This is a genomic window from Halomonas alkaliantarctica (assembly GCF_029854215.1).
Taxonomy (GTDB): domain Bacteria; phylum Pseudomonadota; class Gammaproteobacteria; order Pseudomonadales; family Halomonadaceae; genus Vreelandella; species Vreelandella alkaliantarctica_A.
On the sequence record NZ_CP122961.1, the window covers coordinates 2,810,890 to 2,823,557 of the forward strand.

The window sequence follows — 12,668 nt, forward strand, 5'->3', positions numbered from 1 at the left end:
AAAAAGTGACCTATAAATTAAATGATGTCTTAGGGGTCAGATTAATCGTTTGTCACTGCCGTTGCTACTCCGCATCCTAGACAGCATCAACGCACACCCCTTATAGAATGCCACTAAGGGAGCGAATCGGAGTTTTAATGAATAGCGCAGCACAGACCACACCCACGACACCTCATTCCCACGCCCCTGAGATGGGCGAATTAAGTCCTTATCAAGCGGGCCCGGTACTCACTCAAGCGATGCTTGTCCACAATGGCGTTGGCCTTGAGTGGCAAGACGGTCAACAAACCACCCTACCCCTGCTTTGGCTGCGCGACCATTGCGCCTGTCCGGCCTGCCGTCATCCGCAGACCCGCGAAAGACTCTACCTGCCGCTTGACCCCATCACAGAGCCACCCAGCGTTGCGCTACAGGATGGACATTTACACCTGACCTGGCAGGACGGTCATGTCAGCGCCTTTCATAGCGGCTGGCTTTATCAGCGCCGCCCGGAAGCCAAGCTGGCGTCTGCGGTACCCGATACTCAGCCATGGGTCGACCACTTCACTCCCGAGCGCATCCGCCACAGCGATTTTCTAACACCGCAGGGCGAAAAAGCCTGGCTAACCGCCATGTTACGCGACGGACTGGCACTGATTACCGACGGCCCATTGGTAGAAGAGGAAGTGAGCCGCTTGGCTGAACGTATTGGGCCCCTGCGCGCCACCAATTTTGGCGCCCGTTTCGATGTGCGCTCCAAACCCAATCCCAATAACGCGGCGTATACCGCCGTGGGTTTGCCGCTGCATATCGATCTGCCCAACTGGCGCCAACCGCCAGACATTCAGTTGCTCTACTGCCTGCAAAACGGCGCCAGCGGCGGTGAGTCGCTGTTCGCCGATGGAGCGCGTGTTGTGGAAGCTTTGCGCCAGCAAGATCCGGCGGCGCTTGCCATTCTCAGCGAGACGCCGATTGATTTTCGCTTTCAGGATGAAACCCACGATATTTCTATGCGGGCGCCGGTGATCACTCTGGATAGTGCAGGCAATCTGGTCGAGATGCGCTTGAACAACTGGATTCGCGATGCCCTGCACCTGCCGGTTGAGCAGATGGACGCCTGGTACAGCGCCTACTCGCTACTGTGGAAGCTATTTCACAGCGAAGCGCACCAGTTGGAGTTCACGCTTCGCCCTGGGCAGATGGTCGCTTTTGATAACCGCCGCGTACTTCACGGACGGCGCGAGTTCGATCCCAACAGCGGCGCACGCCACCTGCAGGGCACCTATTTAGACCGCGATATGCTGGCTTCACGCCTTCGCGTGCTAGCCCGCAACGATTAACGCGGCACTCGTCCTATCTAACAACAACACCTATCTGACAAAAACCTAGCAAGGAGATCGTATGACACATCTTAAACCTCTCGCCTCTGGCATTGCTCTCGCTACCACCGCGCTATTCGCATCAGCAGCCCAAGCCGATGACCAAACCCTTGATTTTGGTGTGCCCGCCTGGCCCGGCATTACGGTAAAAAGCGCTATTGCCGAGCAGCTATTGAACCCGCTGGGCTACGAAACCAGCACCCAGGAAATCGGCCTGCAGGTGATTTACCAAGGGATCGAAAGCGGTGATATCGACGCCTTCTTAGGCGCCTGGCTGCCTGCCCAGCTTGAGATGTTCGATCCCCGCAAGGAGTCGGGTGTACTCATTGATGTGGCGAATAACGTCGATGGTGCGCAAATGACCCTGGCAGTGCCGGAATATCTGTATGAGAGCGGCATTCAAAGCTTTGCTGATTTAGACGCAAACCGCGACCAGTTCGAAGGTGAAATCTATGGCTTCGGTGCGGGCTCCGCTGCCAGCGAAATTCTCCACAACGCTATTGATAACGACACCTGGGGATTAGGTGACTGGCAAGTCGTCGATACCAGTGAAGTGGGCATGCTTTCCGCTGCACGTGATGCGATCTCTCGGCAAGAGCCAATCGTCTGGGTAGGCTGGACGCCCCACTGGATGAACCTTGAACTGCCCATGCGCTACCTGGAAGATCCTGAAGACCTGTTCGGTGAGAACAATGGTGAAAGCGATGTGCTAACGCTGCTGCGCAGTGACTACGCTGAAGCCAACCCCAACGTCGTGACCTTCTTTGAGCAGTTTACTTTCTCTGCCGAAGAGCAGAGCTGGATGATTCAGGCGTTTGGACAGGAAGAGCAAGACCTTGCCGACGTCGCCGAACAGTGGATCAACGACCACCCAGAGCGCATTGAAGCCATGCTCGCGGACGTCACGACCACCGACGGTGACCCTGCCTGGCCGGTCATTGAAGCCCAGCTCAACAACTAATCAAACGTTGATGAGCTAGTGCGCTTAGCGTAAAAAGCACCTTCATCCCATCGGACGGCTAGCGTATGCTAGCGCTTTTTTAGCCGATGGGAGTGGGCATGTCGCGGACATTGAGCAAAGGCGTTGGCCTGCTGGTAGTCGTCGTGCTTCTCGGCATTATGTGGCATTTGCTACAGCGCTACGACCTGCTGACCCAGGCGCGCCTTGCCGAGTTTATCGATTACATTCGCCAGTGGCGTACCGCGCCCTGGATGTTTGCCGCGGTCATGGCCACTTACGCCAGCGCCCTGCTGGTGATGTTTCCGCTTAGCCTACTGGTAGTAGTGACAGGCTTACTGTTTGGCCCGACATGGGGGCTGGCGTACGCCACCCTGGGTACATTGACCTCATCGATTGTGTCTTATTGGGTAGGCCGCTGGCTTGGCCGCGAGGCGCTTATGCGCTACGGCGGACGCCATCTGCGCGGTCTCTCCGGCTACTTGTCTCGACGTGGTATCCGGACAATGACGGTGATTAACCTGCTGCCGCTCGCCCCATTCACGCTCACCAATATGCTGGCGGGCGCTTTTCACCTTAAGTTTCGCGACTATATGATCGGCTCCACCCTGGGCATCGTGCCTGGGCTGGCAGCGGTGATTTTATTGGGCAGCCAGTTAGGCGCGCTGTTTACCGCGGCCTCATCAAAAGATCTCATCCTTGCGGGCGTTGGGCTCACCGCCGGAGTTGGCCTTTTAATAGGTCTCAAACGCTATGCCAACCGGCGCCAAGCTTCGAAAAAGCAGCCTCACCGCGAAGGCGAGTGATATTTAGCCAACACTTCCGCGTAAAAAGTTGCCACCGCTGAGGCAAAGTTCTTAATATCAAACTCCTCGGCAAAGTGGCTGGCCTGCTTACCCAACTGCTGGCGTAGCTCTGCATTATCTTTCAACGCCACGACCTTCTGCCCCCACGCCTGACGATTTTGCGGCGTTTTGAAACCGTTTACCCCCTGGCGCACTACGTCATCAATCCCGCTGGAGCGCACCGCCACCACCGGCAATCCCGCTGACATCGCCTCAAGAATCACCATGCCCTGGGTTTCCGATGTGGAGGCAAACACAAACACATCGCCTAGGTGGTAATAAAGCGCCATCCGGTCAGGCGGTACCGCGCCCACCAAGGTTGCCTGCGAGGTTAGTTTCAAAGTGTCGATCCGGGTTTGAATCGCCTCGCGATCCGGCCCATCGCCAATCAGTAGCAGATGAAGATCATCGTGCCCCTGTGCCTTAAGCTCGGCGAGGGCTTCCAGCATAAAGCCGATGTTTTTCTCTTTGCTAATCCGCGAGACGCTGACCAATATTTTACTGGAAGGGTCGACACCTAATTGCTCGCGCAACGCCGCCAGCTCACTCTCTTCAACGTGGGAAAAACGCGCGACATCTATCCCTGTCGGCTGCACCAGCGTAGGCGTTTTCACCCCAATCATGCGTAGATACTCCTCGGCGGAGTGGGTGGGCACAATCACCCCTTGGCAGCGGTTAGAAAAGCGTTTGATCAGGTAGTGCGAGATCAGATTGCGAAACAGCGCGCCGGGCAATGGCACGAAGTGGGCATAGTGCTCCAGGCGGGTGTGATAGGTGTAAATCACGGGCACCTGAAGCCGACGCCCCATAAACAGCCCCATGGAGCCTAGCCAGAAAGGGTGGTGAACGTGAATAAGATCCGGTTTGAATGCCCGTAGGCAGCGGCGAAAACGAACACTGAACGGGTTGGTTAACCGGAATTCACCCTTTTGACCAAATGCCATCAGCGTAGGGATGCGCTTGATAGAGCTGTCGTCTTGCCACGCTTCTCGATAGCGCGGCACTAACAGCTGGATGGCATGGCCTAGATCGCGTAAGCCATTGCACAGGCGATCCACCGACACCGACACCCCGGAAACAAACGGGAAGTAGTTATTGGATACCATCGCCACCCGCAGCGACTTATCCAGAAAAGGCGTCGGGTCAATATCGAAATCGGGGTAGTAGTCGCGGTCTTCGAAAATCAGCCGATGTAAGCGCAGCGCGAGCAGCGTCAACACACCTACAATCAGCAAAAACCGCGTATAGCTGACGTAGAAAAACGCATACACCGTGGAAGCCACGCTACTCAACATCCGCCACCAGCCGGGGCTATCTACGTTTAAACGCACGGGGGCAATGGCAACATTCTCGCCCTCTACATCGACGATGACATAGTGATGAAAGCTGCTATCGGCATCGATGAGGATGCCCCCCGCGCCTCCGGTGGTCACGTAATCCACGCCGTTAATCGTCTGCTGGGAAAAGAGCGTTAAGTTGGCGGAAAATACGGTATCAACAGCATGCTCCTCCGCCAGCGCCATAATGCCATCGGCTAAGCGGGGGTCATTAAGGTAATTGTTTGCTTCAAACAATGGCGCGTCGTTCACGACGTTGTGCAACGGCAAGCCAACAAACAAAAATTTATGCTGTGCTTCTGAGGCCGTGAGCTCCCGAGATAACCAATCAAGCTGCCAAGAGGTGGAGGATTTGCCGGTACCGTCAAGAAAGATAAAGTGGCTATTCCCCGCTACAAAGGAGTAAAAATGTGGGCCAAAATATTCATAAAACAGGTAACTACCAAAATCACTATCTTCGTTTTCACCGTAGGTGAGTAAATAAGGAACATTGAGCTGCTCCAGACTCTGATAGATGGCCTGGTAGCTCTCCTGTCGCCCTCCATTCACGGCATTTCCCGCGGAAATCAAAAAGTCGATGCCGCCCTGATTGATGAGTGGCACGATCTCATCTTGAAACACGGTCACTGAGTTATTGATATTGCCCACCACCGCAAATCGGTAGTCGGTTCGCTCCCTCAATGTCTCGCGAATATCAGCCACTTCAAGGGTATGCACGGACTCAAATTTTGGCTCTGCCACATACAACCAAATTTGATGGGCAATCAGCCCAACCACCAGGGCGAGATTAAGATAGAAGAACAGCCGCAACCAGCGCTGGCGGGAAAGGCGAAGAAAGGAGCGTCGTGGCATTTAAAAGCGCTTTTCAATGATAGAAATGGATACCTGCCACTATACAGCAACGCTAAGTCGAGGTGGCGCCCCTGGTTAGCGCGCTTCACACCCGTTCAAGGTGGCCAGTAATCGGCGTGGCCCCGCCTGATGGCGGTGTTCACCCAGCCAAATACCCTGCCAAGTACCTAAGGCCAAACGTCCATCGCGCACCGCCAGCGTTAGCTGTGTACCCAGCAGGCTGGCGGCCACATGGGCCGGCATATCGTCGGGGCCTTCCAGGGTATGGCGGAAATAGGGCAAGTCTTCGGGCACCAGTCGACGCAGAAATGCATCTAAATCGTGGCGGACATCCGGATCAGTGTTCTCATTGAGCGTTAACGAGGCAGAGGTGTGCATCAGCTGTAAGTGCAGCAGGCCAATATGGCAGTCGCTTAAACACGGCAAGGCTCGCGCTACATCATGTGTTATCAAATGAAAGCCGCGCGCCATTTCAGGCAAATGGATCTCTTGTTGGCACCACATAAACACCACCTTTATTTGTTATGCAACTGGAAACACTTCATCACCAGCATGCTCTTTTTGTATGGCAAAATAGCCACCAATAGTACTTATCCTAGTCCATCGCCTATGGTTCATCGCCACCATAATTTATCCCCCCATAGTTCATCGCCAAGGAGCGCGTTAATGAAAACCCTGCTAGGAAGCAGTGTCGTCAGTATGGCTTTACTCACCGGCTGCACTGGCATTCCGGATGGCACTCAGCCAGTCTCAGGCTTTGAGCTAGACCGCTACCTGGGCCAGTGGTTCGAAATTGCCCGTCTGGACCACTCCTTTGAACGTGGCCTTGATTGCGTGACCGCTACGTACAGCCTGCGCGATGACGGTGGTGTGCGAGTGATCAACCGTGGTTACAACCTTGAAGAGCAAGAATGGGATGAGGCTGAAGGCCGCGCCTACTTTATTGACGATGAAAGCGTTGGACGCTTAAAGGTAAGCTTCTTTGGCCCCTTTTACGGCGGCTATAACGTCCTCGAGCTGGATGAGGAGTATCAATGGGCGTTAGTGGCAGGCCCTAACCGCGACTACCTGTGGATACTTTCACGCACTGCGGAAATGGATAGTGCGACAGAAGAGCGTCTGCGCCAGCGGGCAGCCGAGCTGGATTTCGCTACTGAAGAGCTGATTGATGTTAACCAAGGCGAGGCTTGCCCTAGCCGATAAGTAGCTTTTGATTAGCTCCCTTCCGGCCATATCGGCACCCGCCCCGGCATTTCGCGCTGAACATAATCAATAAAAGCGCGCAGCCGGGCGGGCACATGGCGCCGTTGCTCGAACACTGCATAGAAGTCTGCCCGCACCCCCTGCCAGCCTGGCAACAGCGCTACCAATGCGCCACTGGCCAGGTGCTCATTAACGTCCCACCAGGAGCGCAGCATGACCCCGTGACCGTCCAAGGCCAGGCGGGTAATGACCTCGCCATCGTTGCTGGCTAATCGACCACTAACCTTTATAGACTGTGTCTGCCCAGGCAGTCCTTTGGCAGGCTGGGCGATTTGTTCAAAGCGCCAAAGCGGGAAATCACTGTCGTTCTCGCGAATCACCAAACAGGCGTGCTGCTGTAAATCTGCCGGCACTTGCAGAGGTGCCGCCTGGGCAATGTAATCAGGTGATGCACACAGCACCCGTCGATTGGCCAGAATACGCCGAGCGACCAAGCGGGATTCCGGTGGTTCGCCCACGCGAATGCCAATATCAAAGCCGTGATCGCTCAAATTGAGCGGAAAATTGGTTAACTCCAACCACCCTTCCACCTCGGGGTGATCGGCACAAAAGCGCGATAGCAGCGGCGCAATATGGCGACGCCCGAAGCCAAACGTGGCGTTTACCCGCAAACGGCCGCTAAGCGCTTGATTCGCGCCCTCACCCAGTGAATTCTCCAGCTCCTCCAGCTCATCTAAAATCAGCACACCACGAGCCAAATAGCGCTCGCCCTCGGCGGTCAGCGTCAACCGCCGCGTAGTGCGAGCAGCCAGCTCTACGCCCAGGCGCGCCTCCAACTGTTTTAGCCGTTTGCTTACCGCCGAGAGCGATAGCCCCAGCTCGCGAGCCGTCGCGGTGAGGCTTCCCGCCCGCGCCAAGTGCTGAAAAAACGCCAAATCATCCAAGTGAGCCATTTCTCTCCTTAGCCATTCTGCACTTTCACGCAACAATAACTTGAATAGTAGCCTGATTATCTCCGCCAAAATAGCCGCTACACTCTAGTGATTACTCATAAGCATTCGCCACAACTAACAAGATAAGGAGTCACTATGACCCACCGTATTGCCATTATCGCCGGTGACGGCATCGGCACCGAAGTCATGCCTGAAGGCATCCGCGCCCTTGAGGCCACCGCCAAGCGTTTTAATATTGATCTTGAGTTCACCACCTTTGAGTTTGGCAGCTGTGACTACTACCTGGAGCACGGCAAAATGCTGCCGGATGATTGGTTCGAGCAGTTAAAAGGCTTCGATGCGCTGTTTTATGGCGCGGTGGGCTGGCCCGACAAAGTACCCGACCATATTTCCCTTTGGGGCTCATTGCTGCAGTTCCGCCGCCGTTTTGATCAGTACATCAACCTGCGTCCCTGTAAGCTCATGCCCGGCATCAAAAGTCCGCTGGCAGGCCGTGAGCCCGGCGATATCGATTTTTATGTGGTGCGTGAGAACACTGAAGGCGAGTACTCAAGCGTTGGCGGCAAAATGTTTGAAGGCACCGACCGTGAAGTGGTCATTCAAGACACGGTCATGACCCGCACCGGTGTTGACCGCGTATTGAAGTACGCCTTTGAGCTGGCCCAAACTCGCCCGCGCAAAAAGCTCACCTCGGCGACTAAATCCAACGGCATCTCAATCACTATGCCGTACTGGGATGAACGTGTGGTCGAAATGGCCAAAGGCTACCCAGAGATCGCGGTGGATAAATTCCATATCGATATTCTCACCGCCAACTTCGTTCTCCACCCGGATTGGTTTGACGTCGTCGTGGGCAGCAATCTGTTCGGCGATATTCTTTCTGATCTCGGCCCCGCCTGCACCGGTACCATCGGCATTGCCCCTTCGGCCAACATCAACCCGGAAGGCCACTTCCCCAGCTTGTTTGAACCCGTACATGGCAGCGCGCCAGATATCGCCGGTAAAGGCATTGCCAACCCGATCGGTCAGATTTGGTCAGGCGCCATGATGCTGGAGCACCTCGGCTATAAAGAAGCCGGGGACGCGATGGTCACGGCCATTGAGGAAGTATTAAGCGAGGGAGATGCCACCGTACTTACCCGCGATGTGGGTGGAGAAGGCACCACTGCAAGCCTAGGCAAGGCCATTGCGGACGCTATTTTGCGCTAAGCATTTCATACTTACTGCTCAGCACTAACTGATACGCACAGCCGTTAACTTACCACTGCGGTTGGCTGCTCGGATGGACACTTCCGGGCAGTCAATGTATGACTTTTAATTTATTATGTTCTACATTCACCCTGATGGTGAGTGAAACATTGGTTTCACTGCGCCCATAACAACGTCAATAAACAACCATCAGGACAATGCTATGAAACTTGGACGCCGTGAGTTCCTTTCGGCATCGGCCGCCCTGGCCGCTGTTGGTACATCGCCCCAGCTTTTTGCTTTGCAGAGCGCACAAGGTTCCGCCCCGGAACGGTACCCAATCGATGCCTGGAAAGTCGAAGATTCCCGCTTTAGTGATTACATGATTTTTAACAGTCCTCTAGAGCGCCACTGGAGTGGAGGTCTGTGGACAGAGGGGCCAGCATGGAACGCCGTAGGTCGTTATGTTGTGTTCAGCGACATACCCCGCGCCAAGCAGATGCGTTGGGACGAATCCACTGGCCAGGTTAGCGTTTTGAGAGACAATGTCGGCTACTCCAACGGGAATACCTTCGATCATCAGGGTCGGCTAATTGCTTGCGAACACTACCCCTCTCGCGTTTTGCGCTATGAGTGGGACGGCAGCACAACGGTACTCGCCGAGCGCTATCAAGGTAAGCCACTCAATGCCCCCAATGACGTGGTGGCACTGCCCTCGGGGGGAGTGATCTTCACCGATCCAGGCTATGGAGCTCACTTCGACTACGAGGGCAAAAAACGAGACCTGGAGCTAGAAACGGCGATCTATTACGTCGATGACAGTCTGGATGAGCCCATCATGCTAACCGACGATATTTATAAGCCAAACGGTATTGTATTAACGCCGGATGGCGAGGGGTTCTACGCCAGTGACAGTGCCCCCACCCATTTCGACGAACCCGCGCGAATTATTCGCTGGTCGTTGGGTGAAGACGGTCGCAGCGTCAGCGATCGGCAAGTTATCGTGACCAGCGAAGACACGATTTTCGACGGCATGGCCTGTGACGTGGATGGCAATATCTGGTCAAGTGCCAATGGTGGCGAAGGTATCGACGGAGTCGTGGTCTTCTCACCGGAAGGCACCCTGCTGGGCAGAGTATTGCTACCCGAAGTCTGCTCAAACGTGTGTTTTGCGGGCAAGGGGCGCAATCGGCTATTTATGACGGCCAGCCAATCCGTCTACACAATTTACACGGCGGCGCGCGGAGCGTAGTAAGACTATAATCCCAGCCCAGTATCCCAACCCAAAAAAGCCTCGCCGGATATATCCAGCGAGGCTTTATACATGGCTGACTCGTATATGTCTTGGCTAGTGAACTAACTAACTGGCCAGCTTAGACGCTGTTTTCGCGACTAGCTCGCCCTGGAAACGGGCAATTTTCAGTTCACGCTCATCAGGCTGGCGCGATCCATCACCACCCGCCAGCGTTGCAGCGCCGTAGGGCGTACCGCCACTTACTTTAGAAATATCAAACTGCTCTTCGATGCCGTAACCAATCGGCACAATCACCATGCCGTGGTGGGCAAGTGTCGTCCAAGTAGAGGTAATGGTCATCTCATCGCCACCGCCGGTACCGGTAGAAGTGAAGACACTGGCTACTTTGCCACGCAGCGCCCCGTTCGCCCACAGACCGCCGGTCTGATCCAGGAAGGTGCGCATTTGGCCAGCCATATTACCAAAGCGAGTAGGCGTACCGAAAATGATCGCATCGTAATCGGCAAGCTCTTGCGGCGTCGCTTCGGGCGTATCGAAATCCTGCTTACCACCTGCATTCTTGAACGCCTCATCAGGCATTGTTTCAGGAACGCGTTTAACCGTCACTTCAACACCGCTCACACCCTTGGCGCCTTCTGCAACCGCCTGGGCCAGCGTATCGATATGGCCATACATGGAATAATAAAGTACCAGTACCTTTGTCATTACTATCTCCTTCACTTATGAGCAGTGCAATCAGCGTCGCCTAGAGTGGGCGTCACCTAATAAGTAGTTAACACAACATAGCGCACTCAAGCATAGAAAAAAGCGAATGTTTTCGTCCGTGGGCGTCGATTTCATCGACGAACGCCACCTTGCACTTTACGCAATCCACCACTAGCTTTGACTTGCCTACATCAAACGTATCCAAGGAGTCTGGAATGACGATTTTTGAAGCCCTGCGCAAAGATCATGATATTCAGCGCGACCTGCTCGCCCGCTTAGTTGAAACACATGGAGACAGCGACGAGCGCGACAGCCTGTATAAGCAAGTGCGTGCCGAATTGCAGTACCACGCCGCCGCCGAAGAACGGGCGCTGTATATTCCGATGATGTCGATTGATCTGACCCAGGAAAAAGCCCGCCACAGCGTTGCTGAACATCATGAAATTGATGAGCTTTTAGAGCTGCTCGATGGAACTGACTACAGCGCTACTCACTGGCTGACCCACGCCAAACAGCTCCAGGATTTAGTCACCCATCACCTGGATGAAGAGGAGCAAGAGGTTTTTCAACTGGCTGGCCGCGGCTTGCAAGAGAAACAAAAGACATCGCTTGCTAGCGAGTACACAGAAGAAATGCAGCGCCAACGCTCAGCGTAATCTGATAAGCAAATTGAAGAAGCGCTCATGCATCGCATGGGCGCTTTTTGATACTAGCGACTTAGTAAGGCCACTTTCGGATGCCTCTTGTTTCATAAATACGCTTTTTCACGAATACACTAGGCTTTTACACGTGAACGACCTACAGGTTTCTGACACACGCCCAGCGTGGTAAACCTAGGCTCGCTTTTTATACTGACAACGAATCTGATAACAAATATTGAGGAGCGACAATGCTAGGCCAATGGCTCGACTGGTCGCTTGATGGGCAGCTCCCCGCCGCCAGCCAAGGCGACTTCGCAAGCGGCACTTACCATTTACATGCGCCTGGCATTTTGGAAATTACTCCCACCACGGCAAGCCAGGGTGCCCACGCGTGCATTTTTTCCGCGGCGATCCACGGCAACGAAACGGCGCCGGTAGAGCTAGTGGGTGAATGGTTAAGTTGTTTAGAAGCGGGCAGTATATCGCTCGGAGCGCCCGTACTGGTGATTCTAGGCAACCTGCCCGCGCTTAAGGCGCAGCAGCGTTTTCTGACTACCAATTTAAACCGGCTATTTAGCCGTGACCAAACCGCTAAGGGCGATGAGCCGGATCGCGCCCGGGAATTGATGGCGGCTGTAGATGGTTTTTATGCGCGCCATGCCGGGCTACCCAAATTGCACTACGACTTACATACCGCTATTCGGGATAGTCGTTACCCCCGCTTCGTCGTGGAACCCTTTGCCGAATCATCCACCGATGCCGAGCAGTGGGGCTGGCTAGCGGCGGCGGACATGCAGGCGGTGCTGCACCAACACCAGCATAGCTGGACGTTCTCCCACTACAGCAAGCACTATCACGCCGCGTGCGCATTTACCTTTGAGCTGGGCCGCGTAGCGCCTTTTGGCCACAACGATATGGCATCATTAAAACCGATGCTTACGCTACTCACGGCACTTAGTGAGGGGCATACGCCGCCCAATCAGCCCGCCTCGCAAATGCAGTTTTTTCAGGTTCAACACGAGTTAATGCGGCACTCGGAGGACTTCCAGCTCTGTTTTACTGAGGACACGGCTAACTTCAGCCGCTTTGAGCCAGGCACCCTGCTGGCACAAGACGGAGAGGCGGGTGAGTTTAGGGTGGGTGATACGCCACTCTATGTGGTGTTTCCCAACGCCCAGGTTGAGGTGGGCGCCCGTGCCGCGCTTTTGGTGGCGCCTATCGTTTAACCCGCCAAGCAAAGCCTAAATTAACCAAGACAACAATAATGGTGAGACGACAACTGGCCCTTCGATGTCGCTACGACTAACGTCGAGTGCATAATGTTAGAAGGAAAGCGCGCATAATGCGCCCAGCCTGATAGAATCGCCCCTTTT

The 12,668-nt window shown here is 54.7% G+C and carries 12 protein-coding genes; 8 read left to right on the forward strand and 4 right to left on the reverse strand.

Annotated elements, in window-relative coordinates:
• The first annotated feature begins 137 nt into the window (after window positions 1-137).
• The 3 genes from QEN58_RS12835 to QEN58_RS12845 all read left to right on the forward strand — a co-directional run bounded on the left by QEN58_RS12835 (window position 138) and on the right by QEN58_RS12845 (window position 3,122).
• Window positions 138-1,319 (forward strand): TauD/TfdA family dioxygenase, encoded by a 1,182-nt coding sequence (locus tag QEN58_RS12835; RefSeq protein ID WP_280104025.1) that lies wholly within the window; start codon window positions 138-140, stop codon window positions 1,317-1,319.
• A 61-nt stretch (window positions 1,320-1,380) separates the two neighbouring features.
• Window positions 1,381-2,319: an ABC transporter substrate-binding protein gene (locus QEN58_RS12840; RefSeq protein WP_280104026.1), complete on the forward strand. Its 939-nt coding sequence runs from the start codon at window positions 1,381-1,383 to the stop codon at window positions 2,317-2,319.
• Between the two features lie 98 nt (window positions 2,320-2,417).
• On the forward strand, window positions 2,418-3,122 hold the full coding sequence (locus QEN58_RS12845) for a TVP38/TMEM64 family protein (RefSeq protein ID WP_280104027.1): 705 nt from the start codon (window positions 2,418-2,420) through the stop codon (window positions 3,120-3,122).
• Here the strand turns inward: QEN58_RS12845 and QEN58_RS12850 are convergent.
• Together QEN58_RS12850 and QEN58_RS12855 are read right to left on the reverse strand one after the other, a co-directional pair.
• Complete coding sequence (locus tag QEN58_RS12850) at window positions 3,104-5,350, reverse strand: glycosyltransferase (protein WP_280104028.1); 2,247 nt, start codon at window positions 5,348-5,350, stop codon at window positions 3,104-3,106. The genes QEN58_RS12845 and QEN58_RS12850 overlap by 19 nt on opposite strands.
• Window positions 5,351-5,425: 75 nt before the next feature.
• Window positions 5,426-5,854 carry a secondary thiamine-phosphate synthase enzyme YjbQ gene (locus tag QEN58_RS12855; RefSeq protein WP_280104029.1) on the reverse strand — a complete coding sequence of 143 codons (429 nt, stop codon included), beginning with the start codon at window positions 5,852-5,854 and terminating at the stop codon, window positions 5,426-5,428.
• Between the two features lie 162 nt (window positions 5,855-6,016).
• Here QEN58_RS12855 and QEN58_RS12860 point away from each other — a divergent pair, with 162 nt between their 5' ends.
• Window positions 6,017-6,553, forward strand: a complete 537-nt coding sequence (locus QEN58_RS12860; RefSeq protein WP_280104030.1) for a lipocalin family protein — start codon at window positions 6,017-6,019, stop codon at window positions 6,551-6,553.
• An 11-nt stretch (window positions 6,554-6,564) separates the two neighbouring features.
• On the opposite strand, the gene QEN58_RS12865 is transcribed toward QEN58_RS12860, so the two are convergent.
• A complete protein-coding gene (locus tag QEN58_RS12865; protein ID WP_280104031.1) occupies window positions 6,565-7,506 on the reverse strand; it encodes a LysR family transcriptional regulator in 942 nt (313 codons plus the stop codon).
• A gap of 135 nt (window positions 7,507-7,641) precedes the next feature.
• On the opposite strand from QEN58_RS12865, the gene QEN58_RS12870 reads away from it, so the two are divergent.
• Both QEN58_RS12870 and QEN58_RS12875 read left to right on the forward strand, forming a co-directional pair.
• Entirely contained in the window at window positions 7,642-8,715 is a 1,074-nt protein-coding gene (locus QEN58_RS12870) for a tartrate dehydrogenase (RefSeq protein ID WP_280104032.1), read from the forward strand.
• A 202-nt stretch (window positions 8,716-8,917) separates the two neighbouring features.
• Window positions 8,918-9,946: an SMP-30/gluconolactonase/LRE family protein gene (locus QEN58_RS12875; RefSeq protein ID WP_280104033.1), complete on the forward strand. Its 1,029-nt coding sequence runs from the start codon at window positions 8,918-8,920 to the stop codon at window positions 9,944-9,946.
• A 108-nt stretch (window positions 9,947-10,054) separates the two neighbouring features.
• On the opposite strand, the gene wrbA is transcribed toward QEN58_RS12875, so the two are convergent.
• The gene (wrbA, locus tag QEN58_RS12880; RefSeq protein WP_280104034.1) at window positions 10,055-10,654 is read right to left on the reverse strand and encodes an NAD(P)H:quinone oxidoreductase; all 600 of its coding nucleotides are present in this window, start codon (window positions 10,652-10,654) and stop codon (window positions 10,055-10,057) included.
• A gap of 215 nt (window positions 10,655-10,869) precedes the next feature.
• Here wrbA and QEN58_RS12885 point away from each other — a divergent pair, with 215 nt between their 5' ends.
• Window positions 10,870-11,310 (forward strand): hemerythrin domain-containing protein, encoded by a 441-nt coding sequence (locus QEN58_RS12885; RefSeq protein ID WP_280104035.1) that lies wholly within the window; start codon window positions 10,870-10,872, stop codon window positions 11,308-11,310.
• A gap of 233 nt (window positions 11,311-11,543) precedes the next feature.
• Window positions 11,544-12,521, forward strand: a complete 978-nt coding sequence (locus QEN58_RS12890; protein ID WP_280104036.1) for a succinylglutamate desuccinylase — start codon at window positions 11,544-11,546, stop codon at window positions 12,519-12,521.
• Window positions 12,522-12,668 lie beyond the last annotated feature (147 nt).

What these genes read in the sequence shown, in the direction of transcription:
- QEN58_RS12835 (WP_280104025.1), top strand. Translation starts at nt 138, where the DNA reads ATGAATAGCGCAGCACAGACCACACCCACGACACCTCATTCCCACGCC.
- QEN58_RS12840 (WP_280104026.1), top strand. Translation starts at nt 1,381, where the DNA reads ATGACACATCTTAAACCTCTCGCCTCTGGCATTGCTCTCGCTACCACC.
- QEN58_RS12845 (WP_280104027.1), top strand. Translation starts at nt 2,418, where the DNA reads ATGTCGCGGACATTGAGCAAAGGCGTTGGCCTGCTGGTAGTCGTCGTG.
- QEN58_RS12850 (WP_280104028.1), bottom strand. Translation starts at nt 5,350, where the DNA reads ATGCCACGACGCTCCTTTCTTCGCCTTTCCCGCCAGCGCTGGTTGCGG.
- QEN58_RS12855 (WP_280104029.1), bottom strand. Translation starts at nt 5,854, where the DNA reads ATGTGGTGCCAACAAGAGATCCATTTGCCTGAAATGGCGCGCGGCTTT.
- QEN58_RS12860 (WP_280104030.1), top strand. Translation starts at nt 6,017, where the DNA reads ATGAAAACCCTGCTAGGAAGCAGTGTCGTCAGTATGGCTTTACTCACC.
- QEN58_RS12865 (WP_280104031.1), bottom strand. Translation starts at nt 7,506, where the DNA reads ATGGCTCACTTGGATGATTTGGCGTTTTTTCAGCACTTGGCGCGGGCG.
- QEN58_RS12870 (WP_280104032.1), top strand. Translation starts at nt 7,642, where the DNA reads ATGACCCACCGTATTGCCATTATCGCCGGTGACGGCATCGGCACCGAA.
- QEN58_RS12875 (WP_280104033.1), top strand. Translation starts at nt 8,918, where the DNA reads ATGAAACTTGGACGCCGTGAGTTCCTTTCGGCATCGGCCGCCCTGGCC.
- wrbA (WP_280104034.1), bottom strand. Translation starts at nt 10,654, where the DNA reads ATGACAAAGGTACTGGTACTTTATTATTCCATGTATGGCCATATCGAT.
- QEN58_RS12885 (WP_280104035.1), top strand. Translation starts at nt 10,870, where the DNA reads ATGACGATTTTTGAAGCCCTGCGCAAAGATCATGATATTCAGCGCGAC.
- QEN58_RS12890 (WP_280104036.1), top strand. Translation starts at nt 11,544, where the DNA reads ATGCTAGGCCAATGGCTCGACTGGTCGCTTGATGGGCAGCTCCCCGCC.